This window comes from Sphingobium chungangianum, assembly GCF_977014255.1.
In genome coordinates this window covers 1,842,295-1,864,831 of record NZ_CDRNIV010000006.1, presented here as the reverse complement: position 1 = coordinate 1,864,831, position 22,537 = coordinate 1,842,295, and the positions used below count along the sequence as shown (strand labels likewise).

General features: G+C 59.9%; 24 protein-coding genes, 2 tRNA genes and 1 pseudogene. 11 read left to right on the top strand and 16 right to left on the bottom strand.

Going from position 1 to position 22,537, the window contains the following annotated elements; all coding sequences use genetic code 11:
- Positions 1 to 103 precede the first annotated feature (103 nt).
- Both ACWNC0_RS16255 and ACWNC0_RS16250 read left to right on the top strand, forming a co-directional pair.
- Positions 104 to 3,001 (top strand): M16 family metallopeptidase, encoded by a 2,898-nt coding sequence (locus ACWNC0_RS16255; RefSeq protein WP_449473077.1) that lies wholly within the window; start codon positions 104 to 106, stop codon positions 2,999 to 3,001.
- A 90-nt stretch (positions 3,002 to 3,091) separates the two neighbouring features.
- Complete coding sequence (locus ACWNC0_RS16250; protein ID WP_449473076.1) at positions 3,092 to 3,619, top strand: methylated-DNA--[protein]-cysteine S-methyltransferase; 528 nt, start codon at positions 3,092 to 3,094, stop codon at positions 3,617 to 3,619.
- Here the strand turns inward: ACWNC0_RS16250 and ACWNC0_RS16245 are convergent.
- From ACWNC0_RS16245 to dapB, 4 genes are all read right to left on the bottom strand, one after another.
- A tRNA-Arg gene (locus ACWNC0_RS16245) sits at positions 3,590 to 3,666 on the bottom strand. The two genes, ACWNC0_RS16250 and ACWNC0_RS16245, sit on opposite strands and share 30 nt — an antisense overlap.
- A gap of 73 nt (positions 3,667 to 3,739) precedes the next feature.
- Positions 3,740 to 4,126, bottom strand: coding sequence for a hypothetical protein (locus ACWNC0_RS16240; RefSeq protein ID WP_449473074.1), 387 nt, complete (start codon positions 4,124 to 4,126; stop codon positions 3,740 to 3,742).
- 103 nt (positions 4,127 to 4,229) lie between these two features.
- On the bottom strand, positions 4,230 to 4,889 hold the full coding sequence (gene nth, locus ACWNC0_RS16235; protein WP_449473072.1) for an endonuclease III: 660 nt from the start codon (positions 4,887 to 4,889) through the stop codon (positions 4,230 to 4,232).
- Positions 4,890 to 4,896: 7 nt separating this feature from the next.
- On the bottom strand, positions 4,897 to 5,661 hold the full coding sequence (dapB, locus tag ACWNC0_RS16230; RefSeq protein ID WP_449473070.1) for a 4-hydroxy-tetrahydrodipicolinate reductase: 765 nt from the start codon (positions 5,659 to 5,661) through the stop codon (positions 4,897 to 4,899).
- Positions 5,662 to 5,765: 104 nt separating this feature from the next.
- Here dapB and ACWNC0_RS16225 point away from each other — a divergent pair, with 104 nt between their 5' ends.
- Positions 5,766 to 6,464: an NAD-dependent deacylase gene (locus ACWNC0_RS16225; protein ID WP_449473068.1), complete on the top strand. Its 699-nt coding sequence runs from the start codon at positions 5,766 to 5,768 to the stop codon at positions 6,462 to 6,464.
- 23 nt (positions 6,465 to 6,487) lie between these two features.
- On the opposite strand, the gene ACWNC0_RS16220 is transcribed toward ACWNC0_RS16225, so the two are convergent.
- The 4 genes and pseudogenes from ACWNC0_RS16220 to ACWNC0_RS16205 all read right to left on the bottom strand — a co-directional run bounded on the left by ACWNC0_RS16220 (position 6,488) and on the right by ACWNC0_RS16205 (position 7,734).
- Complete coding sequence (locus ACWNC0_RS16220; protein WP_449474697.1) at positions 6,488 to 6,694, bottom strand: hypothetical protein; 207 nt, start codon at positions 6,692 to 6,694, stop codon at positions 6,488 to 6,490.
- Between the two features lie 75 nt (positions 6,695 to 6,769).
- Positions 6,770 to 6,817 (bottom strand): annotated as a pseudogene (locus tag ACWNC0_RS16215) (hypothetical protein); the annotation flags it as partial.
- Complete coding sequence (locus ACWNC0_RS16210; protein ID WP_449473067.1) at positions 6,804 to 7,403, bottom strand: sigma-70 family RNA polymerase sigma factor; 600 nt, start codon at positions 7,401 to 7,403, stop codon at positions 6,804 to 6,806. The gene ACWNC0_RS16210 and the pseudogene ACWNC0_RS16215, both read right to left, overlap by 14 nt.
- A gap of 139 nt (positions 7,404 to 7,542) precedes the next feature.
- A complete protein-coding gene (locus tag ACWNC0_RS16205; protein ID WP_449473065.1) occupies positions 7,543 to 7,734 on the bottom strand; it encodes a hypothetical protein in 192 nt (63 codons plus the stop codon).
- Between the two features lie 117 nt (positions 7,735 to 7,851).
- On the opposite strand from ACWNC0_RS16205, the gene ACWNC0_RS16200 reads away from it, so the two are divergent.
- The 5 genes from ACWNC0_RS16200 to clpX all read left to right on the top strand — a co-directional run bounded on the left by ACWNC0_RS16200 (position 7,852) and on the right by clpX (position 12,881).
- A tRNA-Leu gene (locus ACWNC0_RS16200) sits at positions 7,852 to 7,936 on the top strand.
- 67 nt (positions 7,937 to 8,003) lie between these two features.
- The gene (tig, locus tag ACWNC0_RS16195) at positions 8,004 to 9,605 is read left to right on the top strand and encodes a trigger factor (RefSeq protein ID WP_449473064.1); all 1,602 of its coding nucleotides are present in this window, start codon (positions 8,004 to 8,006) and stop codon (positions 9,603 to 9,605) included.
- Between the two features lie 172 nt (positions 9,606 to 9,777).
- The gene (locus tag ACWNC0_RS16190) at positions 9,778 to 10,755 is read left to right on the top strand and encodes a glycosyltransferase family 2 protein (RefSeq protein WP_449473062.1); all 978 of its coding nucleotides are present in this window, start codon (positions 9,778 to 9,780) and stop codon (positions 10,753 to 10,755) included.
- Between the two features lie 89 nt (positions 10,756 to 10,844).
- Positions 10,845 to 11,480, top strand: a complete 636-nt coding sequence (gene clpP / locus ACWNC0_RS16185) for an ATP-dependent Clp endopeptidase proteolytic subunit ClpP (RefSeq protein ID WP_449473060.1) — start codon at positions 10,845 to 10,847, stop codon at positions 11,478 to 11,480.
- Positions 11,481 to 11,612: 132 nt separating this feature from the next.
- A complete protein-coding gene (gene clpX, locus ACWNC0_RS16180) occupies positions 11,613 to 12,881 on the top strand; it encodes an ATP-dependent Clp protease ATP-binding subunit ClpX (RefSeq protein WP_066523548.1) in 1,269 nt (422 codons plus the stop codon).
- A 125-nt stretch (positions 12,882 to 13,006) separates the two neighbouring features.
- On the opposite strand, the gene ACWNC0_RS16175 is transcribed toward clpX, so the two are convergent.
- The 4 genes from ACWNC0_RS16175 to ACWNC0_RS16160 form a co-directional block, all read right to left on the bottom strand.
- Positions 13,007 to 13,531 carry an NMCC_0638 family (lipo)protein gene (locus ACWNC0_RS16175; protein WP_449473058.1) on the bottom strand — a complete coding sequence of 175 codons (525 nt, stop codon included), beginning with the start codon at positions 13,529 to 13,531 and terminating at the stop codon, positions 13,007 to 13,009.
- A 120-nt stretch (positions 13,532 to 13,651) separates the two neighbouring features.
- Positions 13,652 to 14,350 carry a monofunctional biosynthetic peptidoglycan transglycosylase gene (mtgA, locus tag ACWNC0_RS16170; protein WP_449473056.1) on the bottom strand — a complete coding sequence of 233 codons (699 nt, stop codon included), beginning with the start codon at positions 14,348 to 14,350 and terminating at the stop codon, positions 13,652 to 13,654.
- A gap of 139 nt (positions 14,351 to 14,489) precedes the next feature.
- Positions 14,490 to 15,401, bottom strand: coding sequence for an RNA polymerase sigma factor RpoH (gene rpoH / locus ACWNC0_RS16165; protein WP_196225951.1), 912 nt, complete (start codon positions 15,399 to 15,401; stop codon positions 14,490 to 14,492).
- 77 nt (positions 15,402 to 15,478) lie between these two features.
- Positions 15,479 to 16,429, bottom strand: coding sequence for an RluA family pseudouridine synthase (locus tag ACWNC0_RS16160; RefSeq protein WP_449473055.1), 951 nt, complete (start codon positions 16,427 to 16,429; stop codon positions 15,479 to 15,481).
- 17 nt (positions 16,430 to 16,446) lie between these two features.
- Between ACWNC0_RS16160 and ACWNC0_RS16155 the strand changes: the two genes are divergently transcribed.
- Complete coding sequence (locus ACWNC0_RS16155; RefSeq protein ID WP_449473053.1) at positions 16,447 to 16,848, top strand: Mov34/MPN/PAD-1 family protein; 402 nt, start codon at positions 16,447 to 16,449, stop codon at positions 16,846 to 16,848.
- Between the two features lie 91 nt (positions 16,849 to 16,939).
- A complete protein-coding gene (locus ACWNC0_RS16150) occupies positions 16,940 to 17,584 on the top strand; it encodes a histidine phosphotransferase family protein (protein WP_449473052.1) in 645 nt (214 codons plus the stop codon).
- Positions 17,585 to 17,610: 26 nt separating this feature from the next.
- Here the strand turns inward: ACWNC0_RS16150 and ACWNC0_RS16145 are convergent, their stop codons facing one another.
- From ACWNC0_RS16145 to map, 4 genes are all read right to left on the bottom strand, one after another.
- Positions 17,611 to 18,459: an FkbM family methyltransferase gene (locus ACWNC0_RS16145; protein WP_449474639.1), complete on the bottom strand. Its 849-nt coding sequence runs from the start codon at positions 18,457 to 18,459 to the stop codon at positions 17,611 to 17,613.
- Positions 18,460 to 18,649: 190 nt separating this feature from the next.
- Positions 18,650 to 20,062: a type I glutamate--ammonia ligase gene (glnA, locus tag ACWNC0_RS16140; RefSeq protein WP_449474638.1), complete on the bottom strand. Its 1,413-nt coding sequence runs from the start codon at positions 20,060 to 20,062 to the stop codon at positions 18,650 to 18,652.
- Between the two features lie 103 nt (positions 20,063 to 20,165).
- Positions 20,166 to 20,504: a P-II family nitrogen regulator gene (locus ACWNC0_RS16135; RefSeq protein WP_196225956.1), complete on the bottom strand. Its 339-nt coding sequence runs from the start codon at positions 20,502 to 20,504 to the stop codon at positions 20,166 to 20,168.
- Positions 20,505 to 20,737: 233 nt separating this feature from the next.
- On the bottom strand, positions 20,738 to 21,568 hold the full coding sequence (gene map / locus ACWNC0_RS16130; RefSeq protein WP_449473049.1) for a type I methionyl aminopeptidase: 831 nt from the start codon (positions 21,566 to 21,568) through the stop codon (positions 20,738 to 20,740).
- 90 nt (positions 21,569 to 21,658) lie between these two features.
- On the opposite strand from map, the gene ACWNC0_RS16125 reads away from it, so the two are divergent.
- On the top strand, positions 21,659 to 22,420 hold the full coding sequence (locus tag ACWNC0_RS16125; RefSeq protein WP_449473048.1) for a competence/damage-inducible protein A: 762 nt from the start codon (positions 21,659 to 21,661) through the stop codon (positions 22,418 to 22,420).
- The last annotated feature ends 117 nt before the right edge of the window (positions 22,421 to 22,537 follow it).

The window sequence follows — 22,537 nt, the reverse complement described above, 5'->3', positions numbered from 1 at the left end:
TCAGGCGGGATGGTGCCAGGTGGCGCCATCCTGCCCTCCTTCGTGAAACATGGCTGCTCTTTGTCAGTAGCCATTCAGAATTTTGGCTCTAGGCTACGGCGCCATGAGCTTTTTCCTCCGGCGTCCTGCCGTTTCGCTGTCCGTCATTGCGTTACTGCTTTCGGGCATTCCTGCTTCCCTGTCAGCCAGAACTGGCCCGGCCCCGGCAAAGTCGGCGTCGGCCACCAACGATACGCAGGTGCAGGTCAGGCCGTGGCTCTATGAAAATAGCGACGTGCCTATCGATCCGGCATGGCACTTCGGCACCTTGCCCAATGGCCTTCGCTATGCCGTTCGCCGCAATGGCGTTCCGCCGGGACAGGTTTCCGTCCGCTTGCGCATGGATGTCGGCGCCCTGATGGAGCAGCCCGATGAACAGGGCTATGCGCACTTCATGGAGCATCTGACCTTTCGCGGATCGCGCCATGTGCCCGATGGCGAGTCCAAACGAATATGGCAGCGGCTGGGCGTAACCTTCGGCAGCGACAGCAACGCCCAGACGACGCCCACCGGCACCACCTATGCGCTCGACCTTCCTCAGGCGACACCGGCCAGCCTTGGCGAGAGCATGAAAATTCTCGCGGGCATGATGGTCGACCCCAACATCGTGGACAGTGCCGTTGAAGCGGAGCGGGCGGTAGTGCTGGCCGAACGGCGGGAAGGGGACGGGCCACAGATGCGCATCTCCGACGCAAGCCGCCGCCACTTCTTCGCTGGTCAGCTTCTGGCGGAGCGCAGTCCCATTGGCACGGTCGCCAGCCTCAATGCTGCCACTGCCGCGCGGATGGGGGCGTTTCATCAGCGCTGGTATCGCCCGGAAAATGCAGTGATCTCGATAGCGGGCGACATCGATCCCGCTGTAGCCGAGCAGATCATCAAGGATAATTTCGCATCATGGTCGGTGCCGGGGCAGGGGGCTGCGCTCCCGGATTTCGGTGAGCCGGATGCCAAAGCGCCTGCCGCCAGCGTAGCGGTCGAGCCGGGCGCGCCAACGGGCCTGACCATGGCCTGGCTTCGTCCATGGAAGCCGCATGCCGATACCATTGTCTATAATCAGGACAAGCTGACCGACATGCTGGCGCTGCAGATCATCAGCCGCCGCCTCGAACAAGCGGCCCGCGGCGGAGGCAGCTTCATTCAGGCAAGCGTCGATCAGCAGGATGTCAGCCGATCGGCCGATGGGACCTTCGTCACCTTGGTCCCCACCGGCGAGAATTGGGAAAAGGCCTTGGGCGATGTCCGCGCGATTATCGAAGACGCGAAGGCGACCGCGCCGAGCCAGCTCGAAATTGACCGGGAATATGCCCAGATCGACACGGCGCTCGCCATTCAGGTTGAAAATGCCGACACGGAAGCGGGCGCCAAGCAGGCGAGCGATCTGGTGAGCGCCGTCGATATCCGCGAAACCACCGTCAGCCCTCAGGCTGCGCTGGAGATATTCCGATCCGGCAAACCGGCCATGACGCCGCAGAAGATACTGGATTCCACGCGCCGCCTGTTTTCGGCCGGTGTGTTCCGAGCCCTCCTGATTACGGGCAAGCCGGTGCCGGGGATCGACGCCCGCCTGTCCGCTGCCCTTGCCGCGCCCGTGAAGGCTGCCACCAACGCCCGGTTGGCGGACAAGGCGATCACGATGGCGGACCTTCCCAAGCTCGGTCCTCCCGGGAAAGTGGTGTCGCGCACACAGGTGGGTTTGCCCGGCATGGAGAGCGTAACCTTTGCCAACGGCGTGAAACTCACCCTGTTCGCCAATAATGCTGAAACGGAAAAGGTGCGGATCAACGTCCGCTTCGGCCACGGACAGCTGGCATTTTCGCCTACGAAGGCAGCACCGGGCTGGGCCGCCAATTATGCTTTGGTGGCCAGTGGCATCGGCAAGCTGGGTCAGCGTGAGCTGGATGACCTGACGAACGGTCGCCGCATGGGAATGGATTTCTCAATCGACGATGATGCCTTCGAAATGCAGGCCGTTACTCGCCCGGCTGATTACCGGGATCAGTTGCAACTCTTCGCGACCAAATTGGCCGCGCCTGGCTGGGACCCCGCGCCGATCGCCCGAGTGAAGACAGGCACCGCCGTTGCCTATGACGCGATGGCACGGGCGCCGGATTCGGTGCTGGCACGCGATCTCAACTGGCTGCTGCATGACAAGGACGTCCGGTTTCGCACCCCCTCGCGGAACGAGATAGAGGCGTTGACCCCGCAGGCGTTTCGCTCCACTTGGGAACCGCTGCTGGCTTCCGGCCCAATTGAAGTGCAGATCTTTGGGCAGGTGAAGCCCGAAGAGGCGATAGAGGCGGTGGCAGCCACTTTCGGAGCCATGCCCGCACGGCCGGATGTCCCGGTTCCGCCTGTGAACAAGCAGATGCGCTTCCCCGCTCATGTCGCGACGCCGATTATCCTGCGGCACAAGGGCGACAAGGAGCAAGCCGCGGCGGTCATGGCGTGGCCGACGGCAGGTGGATTTGCGCTCACGAAGGAAGCGCGCCAGCTCGAAATCCTGACGCAAATCTTCAATGACCGCCTATTCGATCGGCTCAGGTCGACGGAAGGGGCCGCCTATTCGCCGAGTGTCCAGAATAATTGGCCATTTTCCTACGAAAGCGGCGGCTACATTCTGGTGACCAGTCAGGTGCGTCCCGATCGCATCAATTATTTCTACGGCGTCGTTAAGGATACGGCGGCAGACCTCGCCAAAAACCCGGTCAGCGAGGATGAGCTTCAGCGCGCTGTCGCGCCAATGCGCCAGCTGCTGATGCGGGCGAGCACCGGCAATGCCTTCTGGATGAACCAGATGGAGGGCGCGACCCAGAACCCACAATATGTGCAGGCCATGCAGACCATGGCGAAGGACATGCTGTCGGTGACGCCAGCCCAGCTTCAGGCGCTTGCCGCCAAATATCTGGTTCCGGGGAGGAGCTGGTCAGCTGTGGTGCTGCCGGAGGGGGTGGAGGCTCGCTAACGGTACGTCGTTTTTGAAGGCAAGCGGCAGGAAGCCAATGCCAAGAAAGCGAATTATTCTTCAGTCTTTCCGAAGTTGGAAGGATAGGTCGTGACATTCGCCTTTGATATATTCCGGTCGCCGGTGGGCGATCTCACCATGGTCGCCAGCGGCGGGGGTTTGGCTGCCCTGTTATGGGAAAATGACGATCCCCTGCGAGTACGGGCCAACCCTGGGGCGAAAATGCCGGATCACCCACTGCTTCAGGAAACGTCGAAGCAATTGCGCGCCTATTTTTCAGGTAAACTCACCCGCTTCGACCTTCCGCTCGATTTTCAGGGAACGGATTTTCAGAAGCAGGTCTGGGCAGCCCTGCTTCGCATTCCGTTCGGGCAAGTGCGCAGCTATGGTCAGGTGGCAGCGGATATCGGCCGTCCCTCAGCCTCCCGCGCGGTCGGTGCCGCTAACGGCCGCAACCCGCTCTCCATCATTGCGCCCTGCCACAGGGTGATCGGATCGGCGGGGGCCCTGACCGGCTTCGCTGGCGGGTTGGAAGCCAAGCGATACCTGCTGGATCATGAGCAGGCTGTGCTGCGAACCGGAAGAGAATGGTGCACCCAAGAGGATTCGAACCTCTGACCTTTGCCTTCGGAGGGCAACGCTCTATCCAGCTGAGCTATGGGTGCGTGTCGCTTGGTGCGAAGCGCCGCTTAGCAAAGGGCAACTGCCGACGCCAGCACCAAAATCGCGACGCGCCGACTATTTGACCTTCTTCATGGGCTGGAACTTGCCAAGCCCGCAACTGGCACCGCGCATCAGATCGGGCGAACTGTACAGAACCGTGATGATATCCACGGAGCAGAGCTGCGACAGGCTCGTCTTATACATGAAACGCTTTTCGGAACCCAGGCTTGGGCAACTGTTCGGCAGCGTGTTCCGGTACACCTTATTGCCGTTGAGAATGAAATCGATCGTCTGATCATCGCGCACATCGGTCTGGCGGATCGAATTTATCTGGACGCAATCAACGGGCTTGCCAGCTGCAACCAGATTGTCGGGCCGCGTCTTGGCCGATGCCGGGGCAACCAGGGACATGAGCGCCACGGCGACACCCAGGCGAAGCGCCGGGGAAACAGGGACGAACATGATTGTCTCTCCTTATTGTCGTCACGGGTAACACGTCATCGAATGACGCGTTCCGTCTTTGCCCTAGCACAGCTTGACTGAACCGCATGATAATGGCGACCGTTCAGGTGATCGGCGTGGCTCCTTTGGGGGCAGGGGTCTTCGGCTTGTAGCGACAGAGGTCGGCGACGATGCAGCGCCAACATTCCGGCCGCCGGGCCTTGCACACATAGCGGCCATGAAGGATGAGCCAATGGTGCGCATCGCGCCGGAACGGGCCGGGCACGCGCTTCTCCAGTTTCTGTTCGACCGCTAGCGGTGTCTTGCCGGGCGCGAGGCCAGTACGGTTGCCCACGCGGAAGATATGGGTATCGACGGCGAAAGTCTCATGACCGAAGGCCGTGTTCATCACGACGTTCGCCGTTTTCCTGCCCACCCCCGGCAACGTCGTGAGTATGTCACGATCCTGCGGGACTTCGCCGCCAAAATCGCGCACCAATATTTCGGACAGGGCGATGACATTCTTCGCCTTGGCATTGAAAAGGCCGATCGTCTTGATGTGCTCCTTCAAGCCCTCTTCGCCAAGCTCCACCATCTCGGCGGGCGTTTTCACCTGCATGAAAAGCGCGCGCGTGGCCTTGTTGACGCCGACGTCGGTTGCCTGAGCGGAAAGAACCACCGCGACTAGCAGCTGATAGTCGTTGCCATATTCCAGTTCCGTTCGCGGCGCCGGATTGGCTTCCGCGAGACGGCTGAAGAAGTCGAAGATCTGCGCCTTGTTCATCGCAGGATCAAAGGCCGAGCACTGCCTTCATGTCATAGCGCCCGGCAGGCTGGCCGATCAGCCAGGCCGCACCCTTTACGGCGCCGCGTGCGAATATGACGCGGCTCTCCGCGCGATGGCTGAGTTCAATGCGCTCGCCATCGGTGGCTAAGATCACCTGATGATCGCCCGCAACCGACCCGCCCCGCAGTGCCGCGAACCCGATCGCACCCTGAGCCCGCGCCCCGGTAATGCCGTCGCGGCCCCGTTCGCTGTTGCTGGAAAGCTCGATGGCTCGGCCACGTGCCGCCGCCTCACCCAGCAGAAGCGCGGTACCCGACGGCGCATCAACCTTGTGCCGATGATGCATCTCGACGATTTCGATGTCCCAATCATCCCCGAGGCGGGCGGCAGCCTTTTCGACCAATGCCGATAACAGGTTTACGCCGAGGGAGGTGTTGCCCGTCTGGAGCACGGGGATCATCCGGGCCGCCTCATCGATCAGATTGTGATGCACCTGCTCCAGCCCGGTGGTGCCGATGAGGACCGGCTTCCTCGCCGCGACGCACGCATCCAGATGGGAGGAAAGAGCAGCCGGAACCGAAAAGTCGATCAGCACATCACTCCGTTCGGCCAGCGCCAGCGGATCGGATGTGATCGCAAGTCCCGGCAGAAGCTCTCCACTGCCTTCGCGATCGGTACCGCCACTGACGTTCAGCCCTGCTTCGATCGCGACCTGGGCGATCGTGCGTCCCATGCGGCCCGCTGCTCCAAAAAGTCCGATCTTCGTCATGATGGTGCTTGTCCCCGGAAATCCGCCCGTCCGATGCCAGAATGACCCCGACTTGTCATCTGGAAGCTGTAGCTTTTGGATTGAGCAGCAGACATGATGACAAGATGGACGACATCTTCAACATCGTCATTCTGACGGGCGCGGGAATCTCTGCCGAAAGCGGCCTTGCGACATTTCGGGGGCCTGATGGCTTGTGGGAAGGTCATCATGTGGAGGATGTCTGCACGCCAGAGGCGCTTGAGCGCAATGCGGCACTGCTGCATCGCTTCTATGACGAACGGCGCGCGAAGCTGCATGAAGTTCAACCGAACCCGGCGCATCAGGCTTTGGCAGCCTTGGACGCGCAATGGCGAGGCGAGCTGCTCATCGTCACGCAGAATGTCGATGATCTTCACGAAAGGGCAGGTGCCCGCCGCCTGATACACATGCACGGCGAACTTCGATCGGCCCTCTGTGCCGCTTGTGGCAAGGGGGTGCCCTGGTCTGATCCCTTGCCTCCGGGCGCGCCGTGCGGAGCGTGCCGCAGTGCCAGCCTGCGTCCGGACATCGTGTTCTTCGGTGAAATGCCGTACCAGATGGAGGTGATCGACGCAGCGCTCCGCCGGGCCGACCTATTCGTGTCGATCGGCACCTCCGGCGCGGTCTATCCGGCCGCAGGCTTTGTTGAGATGGCGCGACATGCAGGCGCCCGGACGTTGGAGTTGAATCTGGAGCCCTCGGCTGGCAGCTTCTATTTCGAGGAAACTCGCATCGGTCTGGCCAGCGATCTCGTGCCTGATCTGGTACGGGAATTACTGGCCTAGATTCCGCAAGTGATGCCTCGGCGTCAGGCGGAGCGAAAGCGGAGCTCTCCGATTCGCGTTTCCTGATGATCGGCGTCATCGACTGTACAGACCGAGAAGATGGCGGCGATGATAAACAGGATTACGGCAACTCCAGCCGCGATCATGATATTGCGCGACAAGTGGCGCGGCTCGCTAGCGATGAGCGCGATAGTCGACAAATCGTTGTCAGCGGTTGCGCTCTTCAGCACTTCAGCGGATTCCCAAGCGGCCTCTGCCCTTGCGTAAGCAATTGCGTGCTGCGGGTCCGCTTCGATCCACGCGGAAAGTTCGGCCTCATCCTGAGCAGCCGGGTCGGTGTTAAGCCTTACCAACAGACGCGCGGCTTCCGCCTCGATTTCGTTCCTGCTGCTTGACCCTCGCCCCGACGCTTGCACGTTCGAAATCCGTTTCCTGACGTTCCGACCATGCCCGCATAATTATCGCGATGGCTTTGGCCAGATGTTTTTCAACCGTAGAAACGGACAAGGACATTTCTGCCGCTATTTCGATCATCGATCTTTCATGGATACGGCGCAGGACAAATACCCTCCGGCATTGCGGCGGAAGCGTTTCGACGATCGCTTCAATCTGCCGCAGGGCCTCGCGAGCATGAAGTTGAGCCTCGACACTGTTTTCGGCTTGCAGCAGTTCCAGGTCAGCGATCGTTTCGAAGCTGACCACCTTGTTGCGACGCGCATTGTCGATGATCAGATTGCGGGCGATCGTGAACAGATAGGCGCGGCCTGTCGTCACATTGTTCCAATTTTCCGTGGCATAGGCACGGGCCATGACCTCGGCGACCATGTCGTCAAGTTCCAGGAAGGAGGGCAAGATCCTCCGGAGCCGTCCCCGAAGTGCGGCCTCCTGTGGTAATATAACTGCCTTGAACCAATCTAATTTGGCGCGAACCCGATGCACGATGACCCCCTTGATGTCAGCCGCGCCTCTCCCGCTTTTCTTCTATCCGTCGTGGTTCAATCATGCTTGCAAGGGCCTGTCCAGCATAGGAGAGGGAGAAAATTTCTCGCTACTGCAAGAATAGACGCTGCTGATACACTCAATCCGGCGGCAATTCCGGGATGGACCGATCCGGCTGGTCAAAATCAGGCTGCGTCGGCACGAATTCGGGCGGTTCGCCCGCAGGAGTTTCATCAGGGGTAGAGGGGGCAGGCGACTCCGGGGGTGACTGCGGCTGAATCGTGTCGGGTGGGGGTACGCCGATCGGTTCCGGATCAGGCTGAGTGGCCATGTTTCTCTCCTTCGGAAAACGTTACGCCTGAGGCCCTGCGTGAGTTCCGGGCAAGTTATCCACAATTGCTTGCCTCCCCGGATGCTTTTCTCTATGCCGCGCCGACCGGCGGCCGATGCGGGCGTGGCGAAACTGGTAGACGCGCCAGATTTAGGTTCTGGTATCGCAAGATGTGGGGGTTCGAGTCCCTTCGCCCGCACCAGTGCGCCCGGCTTGTATCATGTCAGGCGCCACCTGAATTCAGCTGAAGAAAGCGTTTGAGAGAAGAGATGCAGACTGTCGAGACGTTGAACGAGGGCCTGAAGCGCGCCTACACCGTGACCATCACGTCGAAGGACATCGACGCCCGCGTGGAAAAGGAAGTGGCGGCGATCGCACCGCAGGTTCGTATGCCCGGCTTCCGCCCCGGCAAGGTGCCTGCCAACCTCGTCAAGAAAATGCATGGTGAATCGCTTCAGCGCGACGCCCTTAACAATTCGATCCAGGAAGGCATTCAAAAGCTGATCGCGGACAACAAGCTGCGTCCGGCGATGCAGCCTTCCGTGGAACTGGACGAAGGCTTTGAATTCGGCAAGGACGCCGAGGTGAAGGTCGCGCTGGAAGTGCTTCCTGAAATCGCCGCACCCAGCATCGACGGTCTGAAGCTGGAGCGTCTGACCGTCGAAGTCGCTGATTCGCAGGTTGATGAAGCCGCTGGCCGCATCGCGACCCAGCAGGGCGCGCTGGAAGAGCATGCCGCTTCGCACAAGGCGAAGGATGGCGACACGCTGACCATCGACTTCGTGGGCAAGATCGACGGCGAAGCCTTTGAAGGCGGTTCGGCCGAAGATGTGAAGCTCAAGATCGGCTCGGGCCAGTTCATCCCCGGCTTCGAAGAGCAGCTGACCGGCGTCAAGAAGGGCGACGAGAAGACCATCACCGTCCCCTTCCCGGAGGATTATGGCGCGGCCCATCTCGCTGGCAAGGAAGCCACCTTCGACATCACGGTCAAGGCGATCCTGAACGCCGACAAGCCCAAGCTGGACGATGATTTCGCCAAGTCGCTGGGTCTGGAAGGTCTCGACAAGCTCAAGGAGCTGCTGAAGGGCCAGATCGAGCAGGAACATAACGGCCTCACCCGCACGCACATGAAGCGTAAGCTGCTCGACCAGCTTGCCGCAGCCCATGATTTCGACGTGCCGCCGAGCATGGTGGAAGCCGAGTTCGAACAAATCTGGGCGCAGCTTCAGCACGAAGCCAGCCATGAGGCGGACCCGGAAGCTGCTCTGAAGGAAATGGAAGCCGAGAAGGAAGACTATCGCGCGATCGCCGTTCGCCGCGTTCGCCTTGGTCTCCTCCTGTCCGAAATCGGTCAGGCAAATGGCGTGGCGGTTTCCGATCAGGAAATGAACCGCCTGATCATGCAGGCAGCTCAGCAGTACGGCCCACAGGATCGTGAGCGGTTCGTTCAATATGTCCGCCAGGACCCGATGGCCGCCGCTCAACTCCGCGCGCCGCTTTATGAAGACAAGGTCGTAGACTTCCTGTTCGGCAAGGCCGAAGTCACCGATCGCGCCGTCACCCGCGAAGAGTTGGAAGCCGCGATCGAAGCAGAAGATGGCGATCTGAAGCCCCACGTGCACGGCCCGGGTTGTGGCCATGATCATCATGATCATGACGAAAAGCCCAAGGCGAAGAAGGCTGCTCCCAAGAAGAAGGCTGCGGACGCTGACGAAGCCGCGCCTGCGGCCGATGAAGCTCCGGCGAAAAAGGCTCCGGCCAAGAAGGCTGCCGCCAAGAAGGACGAGGCCGTGGCTGAAGAAGCTGCCGCTGAGGAAAAGCCAAAGGCCAAGAAGGCTCCGGCCAAGAAGGCTGCTGCCAAGGCTGAATAAGGATTGGGGTTGCCCGGCTGAGCGCTGATGTGCGCCGGGCCACTGCCAAAACATGAAAAGCGTCCGTCTCCAGATGGAAGACGGGCGCTTTTCATTTAGCACTCGGCATGGCAGACGAAATGTTAATCCCGGCACGTCATGCCGCGATAAGTTCGGGTGAGGTTTGGGGCAGATGAAGGAATTTCCGGCAGTGGCAAGCGGGCAGGGGGCGGTAGGTCCGCGCATTGCCGTAATCCTGCCCTGCTATAATGAAGCGGGCGCGATCGTGAAGACGGTGCAGGATTTCCGCCGCGCACTGCCCACCGCCGACATCTACGTCTTCGATAATAACAGCAGCGACGGCAGCGCTGAACTCGCCGCTGGAGCTGGCGCGATCGTTCGCCGCGTGACGCAGCAGGGCAAGGGCCATGTCGTGCGCCGCATGTTCGCCGATGTAGATGCTGACATCTACGTCATGGCCGACGGCGATGCGACCTATGATGCCGCTGCCGCGCCCAGTCTCGTCGCTGCCATGTTGGAAGATAATCTCGACATGGTCGTTGGCGCGCGCAAGAGCGAGGTGGAAGAAGCCTATCGCCGTGGCCATCGCTTCGGAAACTGGGCGCTCACCAGCCTGCTCAAGCAGCTCTTTGGCCGCAGCTTCACCGATATATTGTCGGGCTATCGCGTCTTTTCGCGCCGTTTCGTCAAAAGCTTTCCTGTCCTGTCCGCAGGTTTCGAAATCGAAACGGAAATCAGCGTTCATGCGCTGGAACTGGCGATGCCCGTTTCCGAAATCATGACTGTCTATGGCGCTCGGCCGGAAGGTTCGGTCAGCAAGCTCTCCACCTATCGCGACGGGTGGCGTATCCTGCGAACGATCTTCACGCTCTACCGGATCGAGAAGCCGATCCTTTTCTTCGGCATCATCGCCGCGTTGCTGGCGGCCGCCGCCGTCATTCTGGCGACGCCGTTGATCCTTACCTATCTCGATACCGGGCTTGTGCCACGCTTTCCGACCGCGATCCTCGTCACGGGGCTCATGATACTCGCCACGCTATCGGGCATGTGTGGGCTGATCCTCGACACCGTAGTGCGCGGACGCCGGGAAGTGCGGCGCCTTGCTTATCTGGCATTCCGTGCGCCTTCCGATTTCGAAGCGCGCCGCTGAACTCGCGACCGGCGATCACAGGACCCCTTGAACCTGCCCGCTTTTGTGCCGATGTAGAGAGCGGGCAAAAATCACCCTGAAAGAGCAAAATGACCAATATCATGTCTGATCCCATGGCCGCGCTTGTTCCTATCGTCATCGAACAATCCAATCGCGGCGAACGCAGTTTTGACATTTTCTCCCGCCTGCTGCGTGAACGGATCATCTTCGTGACCGGTCAGGTTGAGGATCATATGGCCTCGCTCATCGTCGCTCAGCTCCTGTTCCTCGAGTCGGAAAATCCGAAGAAGGACATCTGGATGTACATCAATTCCCCCGGCGGCGTGGTGACAGCGGGCATGGCCATCCATGACACGATGAAATATATCCGCCCCCAGGTCGGCACCGTCTGCATCGGTCAGGCAGCATCCATGGGCAGCTTCTTGCTGGCAGCAGGTGAGCCGGGCAAGCGCATCGCGCTTTCCAACGCACGGATCATGGTGCATCAGCCGTCCGGCGGCGCCCAGGGTATGGCTTCGGACATCGAAATCCAGGCGAAGGAAATCCTCCGGATTCGCCGCCGTCTCAATGACCTGTATGTGCAATACACCGGCAAGTCGCTGGACGAGGTTGAGCGCGCGATGGACCGCGATACCTTCCTTGAGGCCGATGAGGCGAAGGCGTTCGGGCTGGTGGACGAGGTATTTGATCGCCGTCCAGCCGCACCCGAAACGACTGACAGCTAACATGGATCTTAATCGCGCGCGCCGTTTTCTCCCCTTGTGAAATCGGCGTGACGCGGTCTAGGATGATCCTAGGACCAGAATATCCCTCGCCGTCGCGGCTTTTCGCTTGGGGCAGGGAGGAAAGATTGGCGAATGACTAAGCTTACAGGCTCCGATTCCAAAAGCACGCTTTACTGCTCCTTCTGCGGCAAGTCGCAGCATGAGGTGCGTAAGCTGATCGCGGGGCCGACCGTCTTCATCTGCGACGAGTGCGTGGAACTGTGCAACGACATCATCCGCGAGGAGACCAAGGGCGGTCTCGTCGGCAAAAAGGATGGCGGCGTGCCGACCCCGCAGGAAATCTGCGATGTGCTGGACGATTATGTGATCGGCCAGAACCGGGCGAAGCGTGTCCTGTCGGTCGCCGTCCACAACCATTACAAGCGCTTGAACCACGGCACGAAGCCGGGTGAGGTCGAACTCGCCAAATCGAACATTCTGCTCGTCGGCCCCACCGGCTGCGGCAAGACGCTGCTGGCACAAACGCTGGCCAAGACGTTCGACGTGCCCTTCACCATGGCCGACGCCACGACTCTGACCGAGGCGGGCTATGTCGGTGAGGATGTCGAAAATATCATCCTCAAGCTGCTTCAGGCATCCGACTATAATGTCGAAAAAGCCCAGCGCGGCATCGTCTATATCGACGAAATCGACAAGATCAGCCGCAAGGCTGAAAACCCCTCGATCACTCGCGACGTATCGGGCGAGGGCGTTCAGCAGGCACTGCTGAAGCTGATGGAAGGCACCACTGCTTCGGTTCCTCCGCAGGGCGGCCGCAAACATCCGCAGCAGGAATTCCTTCAGGTCGATACGACCAACATCCTGTTCATCTGCGGCGGCGCCTTTGCCGGGCTGGAGCGGATCATTGGCGATCGCTTGGAAGCCAAGTCGATCGGCTTCGGTGCCCATGTCGCGGCCCCCGAAGAGCGTAAGACCGGCGAACTGCTGCGTCAGTCTGAGCCGGAAGATTTGCTGAAATTCGGCCTGATTCCCGAGTTCGTCGGCCGTCTGCCGGTGATCGCGACACTGGAAGATCTCGACGTGACCGCATTGGTCAAGATTCTGGTCGAACCGAAGAACGCGCTGGTGAAGCAATATGGCAAGCTGTTCGACATGGAAAATGTCGAACTGAGCTTCACCGATGATGCCCTTACGGCGATCGCCAAGAAGGCGATCGAACGGAAGACCGGCGCGCGCGGTCTGCGGTCGATCCTGGAATCGATCCTGCTCGACACGATGTTCGACCTCCCATCGATGGAAGGCGTGGGCGAGGTCGTCGTCGACAAGGATGTCGTGGCTGGAACCAAGGAACCGATTCGCGTCTTCAGCGAAAAGGACAAACGCGCCGAAGACGCCGCCTGATCGCGGCGTTCTCTTAGGCGTTCAAAAGCCCCGCTGGATCGCTCCAGCGGGGCTTTTTTGGTGGGGTGGAAACAGGGCGGTTTTCGACCATTTATGGTCACTCTTGGAAGCGCTGGGTTGCCCGATCAGCGGACGCGGCTAACTGTCATCATGTGCTGGATCATGAATTTGGCTTCAGGGTAGGTTGTTAAAGCGAGCATGAGATTTTGGGGTTTAGTGCTCAACCGCCAAATGGAGGTAGTGGCAGGCTTGCCTTCCACATAGTTGATTCTGTCCTGCTGCCGTTTGACTTTAGCGCTAACTGCTTTGGCAGTCTGCTCGACCAGCGCCATACACGATGCTCGAATATCGGCTTCGTTGGCTGCGGCGACCTGAACAACACACATGCCACTCGGCTCGTAATGGACAAGCATGTGTACGTCAGAAATTTTGCCACTAACGTCCCAAACATCTCCAGAAAAATTTGGTTGGACCAGCTTAGCCGTATCAGGTGCCAGCTTGGTTACCGAGAAGCGCGAAGAATCGACGTCAGATTTCTTCCCCACGAACATGCCAACGCAAACCTGCGAGAAAGCCGCAACGGCATCATTTGCCATAGGATCGGGCTTAGGATCAGCGGCAGCGGCGAGCGCGGCTAGAAATAACAGCATGAACCTTCGTCGCATGCTTCTCTGGCATCTGCAACTTCGATAAACTGCTGACGGTCAGCTTATCATTGATCGGGGGCTACGAGCAGACTTTCCGCAAACCACCCCACCACAACACCCTATTCACCGAACGCAGCTATCCAGACCGTCCCGCTGCACCACGCTAATCCGGCTCGTGATGCTGTTGCCATATCGCCGGGTAAAGCCTTGCGGCGCAATCGCGCCCCTTTTCTTGGGCAATGGCAGTACGGCAGCAAGACGGGCCGCTTCCCCGCGCGTCAGCTTGCCCGCCCCATGGTGGAAATAGCGCATGGCACCAGCCTGCACGCCATAAGTCCCAATCCCCGTCTCCGCGACGTTCAGATACACCTCCATGATCCGCCGCTTGCCCCAGATCGCCTCGATCAAGATAGTAAACCAGGCTTCAAACCCCTTTCGGATGAAGCCGCCACCCTGAAACAGGAACACGTTCTTCGCGGTCTGTTGGCTGATAGTCGATCCGCCGCGAATCCGTCCGCCACTGACATTGTGACGGAGGGCTTGCGCGATCGCGACCGCGTCGAAACCATGATGACTGCAAAAGCGGCTGTCTTCGCCCGCAATGGCCGCGCGCGCCATGTTCGGATCGATATCGTCCAGACCCACCCAATCCTTGGTGATGCCATTCGGATCGGCCAGCATCGTCAACGTCACGGGGGGCGGCACGAAGCGATAGAGCAGCACCAACAGCAATGAGAGCGCGACAAAGCCGCCCAATATCCGGATGACGAAGCCGGCCCAACGGAAGCGGTGGCGAGACGAAGCGGCGATGGTGGCACTCATTTGCTCGTTCGTAGCGCGATCCGTCGAGCATTCAAGTTGGCACGCACCGCCGAGCCAATCCGCCATAAATCGGTCGCTGCTAACGCCACAAAAAAAGCCCCGGATCACTCCGGGGCTTCCTACCTCATGGTAATCAGCGTCAGGCCAGTGCCAGCCGCATCTTGCCCAGCCTGTCGCCGGCAATCCGCATCATGGCCTTTTGCAGCTTCTCAAACGCGCGCACTTCGATCTGGCGGACACGCTCGCGCGACACGCCATAAACCTGGCTCAGTTCTTCCAGCGTCTTGGGCTCTTCGGCCAGACGCCGCTCGGCAAGAATATGCTTTTCACGATCGTTCAGATCATCCATCGCCTCGACCAACATATCGTGACGCAGCGTCTTTTCCTGCTCATCCGCGACCAGCTCGTCTTGCAACGGGTCGGTGTCGGCCAGCCAATCCTGCCATTGCCCTTCGCCGTCCTCGCGCATCGGCACGTTGAGCGACGTGTCGCCGCCCATCGCCATGCGACGGTTCATGGAGACCACGTCTTCCTCGGTCACGCCCAGGTCGGTAGCGATCTTCTTGACGTCGTCGGGATGCAGGTCGCCATCCTCGAACGCTTCGATATTGTTCTTCATCCGGCGAAGGTTGAAGAACAGCTTCTTTTGCGCCGCAGTGGTGCCCATCTTCACGAGCGACCAGCTACGAAGAATGAATTCCTGGATCGACGCGCGAATCCACCACATGGCGTAAGTGGCCAGGCGGAAACCGCGTTCCGGCTCAAACTTCTTCACGCCCTGCATCAGGCCGATATTGCCTTCGCTGATCAGCTCGCTGACCGGCAGGCCATAGCCGCGATAACCCATGGCGATCTTCGCCACCAGGCGCAGGTGGGACGTCACCAGTTGCGCCGCCGCTTCGGGATCCTGATGTTCCGCGTAACGCTTGGCGAGCATATATTCCTGCTCAGGCGTCAGCAGCGGAAACTTGCGGATTTCCGACAGATAGCGGTTGAGGCTGGCTTCACCGCCCAGCGCTGGAACCGCGGGGACATTGCTTTTTGCAGCCATGTCGCTTCACCTTTCCCTTTCGTGCGCGGCGGGACCCAGAAGAGGCGTCCGATGCGCCGTCGCAAACTTGTCAAAACCTATACGTGGAGCTCGCTTAACAGTTCCTGCATGTCAGCAGGCAGTGCGCTGTCAAAGCTAAGTTTTTGCCCCGTCACCGGATGTATGAACCCCAGCTGTTTCGCGTGCAATGCCTGCCTTCTGAAACGCATCGTTTCCAGTATCGTTTTGAAACCTTTCCTCTCTCTACTGTAAACCGGATCGCCGATCAAGGGGTGACCCAGATGTGCCATATGAACGCGCACCTGATGGGTCCGCCCAGTTTCCAGCCTGCATTCCACCAATGCGGCGCCGGTCAGGCGTTCGATCGTACGATAATGGGTGACGGCATGCTTGCCACGTCCTTCGCGATGAACCGCCATTTTCTTGCGATCCGAATCCGACCTCCCGATCCATGTGTCGATCGTTCCGGCCGCAGGTTGGGGATGTCCGTAGACGATCGCCGCATATAGCCGGTCGATACTGTGCGCCTTGAACTGCTGTGCCAGCCCCTCATGCGCCCGGTCGGACTTTGCAACGACCAGCAGACCCGACGTGTCCTTGTCGATTCGATGGACGATACCGGGGCGAGCGACGCCGCCGATGCCGGATAATTGCCCGCGACAATGATGCAGCAGGGCATTGACCAGCGTCCCGTCCAGATTGCCAGCCGCCGGGTGGACCACCAGACCCGCTGGCTTGTCGACGACGATCAGGTCGGCATCCTCATGCACGATGGTCAGCGGAATATCCTGGGCGATCGCTTCGGCATCGGCAGGCGCTGGAATGCTGATCGTAAAAGTCTGACCATCGGCCACCTTCATCGAAGGGCTCAGCGTTCGTCCCGCGAGTGTCACTTGACCATCGACGATCAGGCTCTTCAATCGCTCACGTGAAAGTTCCGGAACCAGTTCGGTAAGCGCCTTGTCCAGGCGAAGGCCATGCTGCGCTTCGCCTATCGCCGTCTCGATGATAGAATCCCCCGAACCCATTGGTTAAGCATGTAAGAATGATGGTCCGCATTTCAAGATTGCTGCTGGAACAGATCATGTCTCACGCGGCCAGCAGCGCTGACGAAGTCTGCGGGTTGCTGCTGGGGCATTTCGGCTGCATCACGCAAGCGCGCCCGGCAGAAAATGTCGCGCCTGATCCGGCACGGCATTTCGAACTTGATCCAGCGGCGCTCCTTGCCGCTCACAAGGCCGCGAGGGCGGGTGGACCAGCCGTGATGGGCCATTATCACTCGCACCCTGGAGGTTGCCCTGAACCGTCGGCCACGGACGCGGCCTATGCGGCCCCCGACGGCAGCCTGTGGCTTATCGTCGGCCGGGGAGAAGTGCGGCTTTGGATCGCAAGCATGGGGAGTTCGGAAAAGGTGACATTTTCCGAGGCGTTGCTCGATATCATGTGAGGCAAAGGCGGCAGGCCGGGGTTGCATCATCTGGCCCGGCAGCGCATTAGCCTGTCATTCCTTTCAGTTATTTCCGGCGGCAGAACCCCTCATGACCCACCCGACCGACAGCATCGAATTTGCCAGCTTGCTTTGTTCGCGCCTGTGCCATGATCTGCTGAGCCCGGTCGGCGCCCTAAACAACGGTCTGGAGTTGATGGCGGATGAAACCGACCCGGAAATGCGCCAGCGTTGCCTCGATCTTCTGGCCGACAGCGCGAAAACTTCGGCCAATAAGCTGAAATTCTTCCGGCTTGCCTTCGGGTCGGCGGGTGGCTTCGGTGACGCGGTGCCCACGCACGAAGCCCGCGTGGCGATTGAGGGCATGTTCGCGGCGGGCCGGGTCAAGGTCGGCTGGCTTGTCGATGACGACATGCTCGACAAGCTGCCGGTAAAGGTGTTGCTGAACCTTGCCCTCATCGCGGGCGACGCACTGGTGCGCGGTGGCCAACTGGACATCGGCGCTGAAAAGCGGCCTGGCGTTACGGAAATCGTGGTTCGTGCCGAAGGTCCCAAGCTGGTGCTCGATCCCGATCTTCGCGCCGCTCTGGCAGGAACGCTCCCGGAAGACAGCCTCGCGTCACGCACAGCAGCCGCGTGGATGATCCGCAGCCTGGTGACGAGCGCGGGAGGGGAGGTCGCGCTATCCCCTGCCGGAGAGCCCGTGCTGCTCTTCGGGGCCTCTATCCCTGGATGAAGCTGTCCTGATCCGGCGCCGCCTGTTTAGGTGCGGATACTTCCCGACTGTTCTTCGGGTATGAAGAAGCGGTTCGGTCCTTGGTCTGCATCCGGGCCGAAGGGCTTCAGGCGGTTATCGAACGCCTTGTAACCCGCTGCCGCCATCAGCTGCATCACGGCGTCTTCCTGATTGGTCACTTCCACCATCAACTTGGGCCGATCGCGGGCCAGGCATTCGGTCATGCCGCTCAACGCCATCAGTTCCGCGCCCTCGATATCGATTTTCAGGAAGTCGGGCCTGATCATCCTCGACGCCACGAAGCTGTCGATGGTGGTCACATTCACTTGCATCTGGTTGTAATGCTGGTTTGAAAAGGCGTTCTGGTTATTCTTTTCCAGATTTTCATAATCCTGGATCAGGGACGAGTTCTGGCCCGACAGATTTTCGACGTAGAATGACGCCTGCCCTACGGTATCCCCGACAGCTTCCGGGATGATATCCACCTGCGGGAATGACGCCACGTTGGCGGTCAGATAGCGGAGATTGTCGCGGCTGGGCTCAAAGACGAAGACCTTGCCCTCACGACCGGTCAACTTCGCTAGGTAAATGCTGATATATCCGATGTGGGCGCCAGCTTCGATCACGGTGTCACCGGGCTGGATGAGCCGCGCAAGGCTGGACATCACACCACTTTCGCGCCCCCGGCCATGATACCAGTAGCCGCGGTGACGAAACAGATTGAGGCGCAGTTTCGCGCCGTCGACCCAGTGATGAGAGATGGTTATATCTCGGGACGCGAGCCGCGGCAGGATCGCGAAAGCCGCACGCCGTAAGAAGCGATGGCGATGCAGGCCCATGGATCTAAGCGTGGGGATACCCGCCCACGGTTGCATGTTGGTCACGGCCTGCCTCCATTTTGGGTACGTTGATATCCCACATGGACGGCGCGGCAATCATCAATGAAGGCTTACTCATCATGGCTATCAGGTTGCGCAAATGTTTCTGATCTCGTTGGCCCTACCAAAAGAATAAGCCCGGCCACTTGCGTGACCGAGCTTCTTTCTTGACGGCAACCCGAAAAAATCAGGAGCTGTAGTACATGTCGAATTCGACCGGCGAGGGAGCCATTTCCCAGCGGTACACTTCGGGCCACTTCAGCTCGATATAGGCTTCGATCTGGTCCTTGGTGAACACGTCGCCCTTCAGCAGGAACTCATAGTCGGCTTCCAGGCTGTTCAGCGCTTCACGCAGCGAACCGCAGACGGTCGGCACCTGGCTCAGTTCTTCCGGCGGCAGGTCATAGAGGTTCTTGTCCATCGCGGAACCCGGATGGATCTTGTTCTCGATGCCGTCCAGACCAGCCATCAGCAGCGCTGCGTAGCAGAGATAGGGGTTCGCCATCGCGTCGGGGAAGCGGAACTCAACGCGCTTTGCCTTCGAACCCGCGCCGTACGGAATACGGCAGGAGGCCGAGCGGTTGCGCGCCGAATAGGCCAGCAGAACCGGCGCTTCGAAGCCCGGCACCAGGCGCTTGTAGCTGTTGGTCGTCGGGTTGGTGAAGGCGTTCAGCGCCTTCGCGTGCTTGATGACGCCGCCGATGAAGTAGAGGCACATGTCGCTCAGGCCGGCATAGCCTTCGCCCGCGAACAGCGGCTTGCCGCCGTCCCAGATGGACATGTGCGTGTGCATGCCCGAACCATTATCCTGAGCGATCGGCTTGGGCATGAAGGTCGCGGTCTTGCCATAGGCTTGGGCGACCATCTGCACGACATACTTGTAGATCTGCATGCGGTCGGCGGTCTGGACCAGCGTGCCGAAGGTCAGGCCGAGTTCGTGCTGGGCAGCGGCCACTTCATGGTGGTGCTTGTCGCAGGGCAGGCCCATTTCGAGCATGGTGGTGACCATCTCGGCGCGGATATCGGTGGCCGGATCGACGGGAGCGACGGGGAAGTAGCCGCCCTTGGCGCGCGGACGGTGGGCGAGGTTGCCGCCCTCATATTCGCGGCCGGTGTTGGTCGGCAGTTCGATGTCGTCGATCTTGTAGAAGGACTCGTTATAGTCGTTGTTGAAGCGGACGTCGTCGAACATGAAGAATTCGGCTTCCGGGCCGACATAGACGGTGTCGCCGAAACCAGCCGACTTCACGAAGGCTTCCGCGCGCTTTGCGGTCGAACGCGGGTCACGGGCGTAGAGTTCGCCGGTGTCGGGCTCGACGATGTCGCAGAACAGGATCAGCATCGGGGTGGCGCTGAAGGGATCGACATAGACGGCGTCTAGGTCGGGCTTCAGGATCATGTCCGACTCGTTGATCGCCTTCCAGCCTTCGATCGACGAACCGTCGAACATCAGGCCTTCGTTCAGCTCATCTTCGCCCAGGACCGAAGACACCATGGTCAGGTGCTGCCACTTGCCCTTGGGATCGGTGAAGCGCAGATCGACCCACTCGATCTCCTTCTCTTCGATCATCTTCAGGATGTCTTTTGGCGTGTTGGCCATGTGCGCTTGCCCTTCTTTCATGATTACCCCCCCGAAGGGGTAGTGGATGTTGCAGTTCGTCAGCTCCTTTACGAAGCTGACGCGAAATCAAACTTGGTGGAGATCAGATAGCGTCGCTATCCCGCTCGCCGGTGCGGATGCGAACCGCGCCTTCGATCGCCGAGATGAATATCTTGCCATCGCCGATCCGCCCGGTTTGCGCGGCGGCGGAAATCGCCTCCACCACGCGGTCTGCCAAGGCGTCGTCCACGACCACCTCCAGCTTCACCTTGGGCAGGAAATCGACGACATATTCAGCGCCACGATACAGTTCGGTATGGCCCTTCTGACGGCCAAAGCCCTTGGCCTCCGTAACCGTGATGCCGGACACGCCCACTTCGTGCAGCGCTTCCTTCACCTCGTCGAGCTTGAACGGCTTGATGATCGCCTCGATCTTTTTCATCACTCTAATCCCAACTCAAACGCGCGCGCGATGACGAAGTGATCTTCGCCCTCATCATTTAAAAGCGACGATCTTCATGCCCCCGAGACATGCGCCGTGCCCTTCAACAATCAATTACCGTGCCAAACGGCGAATCGCTACGCCACGCTTTCGGCGATGCCGCAATCTTTGTCCATATTGCCTGATTTCAGGGCAATATTGTCCCATCGTGCCTGATTTTTAGGCAGTGTTTTTCAACTCAAATAGGGCGGTGCGTCGAGCCCGGCCGGGCTCTTCGTGAAAATCTCGCAGCCATTTTCGGTAATCCCGATGCTATGTTCGAATTGCGCGGACAGCGTGCGATCGCGCGTGACGGCGGTCCATCCGTCTTCCAGCATCTTCACGCCGGGCTTTCCGATGTTGATCATAGGTTCGATGGTGAAGAACATGCCGGGGCGCAGTTCTGGCCCCGCGCCCGGTCGGCCGATATGGACGACTTCGGGACTGTCGTGAAAAACGCGGCCCAAACCATGGCCGCAAAAATCCCGGACCACGCCATAGCGATGTTTTTCGGCGTGCTTTTGAATAGCATGGCCGATGTCGCCCAGATGATTGCCGGGCTTTGCCTGCTCGATGCCCAGCATCAGGCATTCATAGGTCACTTCGACCAGCCGCCGTGCCTTGATGCTGGTTTCGCCGACTATGAACATCCGGCTCGTATCGCCATGCCACCCATCGACCAGCGGCGTCACGTCGATATTCAGGATATCGCCATCCTTCAGCTTCATGTCGCCGGGGATGCCATGACAAATGACATTGTTCAGCGAGATGCAGCAGCTGTGCGTATAGCCGCGATAGCCAAGGGTGGCTGGCACGCCGCCGCCGTCGAGTGTCATGCGCCGGACGATGTCGTCCAGTTCGCCCGTGGTCACGCCCGGCACCACATGTGGCACCAGCGCATCAAGGATTTCGGCAGCTAGCCGTCCCGCCTTGCGCATGCCTTCGAAACCAGCGGCGTCATACAATTTGATCGCGGTCGATCGCGAAATCGGCGCATCGGCCGTCATCGTCATATATTCGGTCATGTCCCGGTTATAGTCGGCGCAGCACGATATTGCGAGGCCCCGATCGTGTCGGGCTAGGCAGCCGACGCGTCAAACGCTATGGCCAGCCTCATGCCCGTAACCGAACGTATCTGGACCGCCGCGCTGATCGTGATCGGAGACGAGATTCTGTCCGGCCGAACCCAGGACAAGAATATCGCGCAGATCGCGTCCTGGCTGAATGTACAGGGAATCAGGCTGCGGGAAGTACGCGTGATCGCGGACGACAGCGACTCCATCGTTGAAGCGGTAAATGCGCTTCGGGTGCGCCACGACTATCTGTTCACCACCGGAGGCATCGGGCCGACGCACGACGATATCACTGTCGATGCGATCGCCCGCGCCCTTGATGTCGATGTCGAAATTCATCCGCAGGCCCGCGCCATGCTCCAGGGCTATTATGAAACACGGGGCGGGCTGACCGACGCCCGGTTGCGCATGGCCAGGGTGCCCGCCGGTTCAGACCTTATCGAAAACCGCATGTCCGGCGCGCCTGGCATTCGACACGGTAATATCTTCATCATGGCGGGCGTGCCCCACATCACGGCTGGCATGCTCGACATGCTGACCGGCACGTTGGAGGGCGGCCAACCCTTGCTGTCGGCGCAGATTGGCTGCTGGGTCGCGGAAAGCGAAATAGCCGACCTTCTCGCCGCGACGGAGCGCACGCATGAAGGCTGCCAGATCGGCAGCTATCCCTTCTTCCGGGATGGCCGGACGGGAGCAAACTTCGTCATCCGCTCAACCCGGGCCGCAGTGCTGGAGCAGTGCATTGCCGATTTGAGCGCTCGACTGGAGCAAGGCGGCTGGCCGGTCTTCGCTGGCGGCATCTGACACGGTTTCCTACCAGCAACTGGCTGGTTCCACGCCCATATGTGTCTGCTTAGCGGCAGGTTGCGTTGCATCAATTCAGTGCGAGACGCTATGCTGCGCTGCATCAATAGCTGGCTG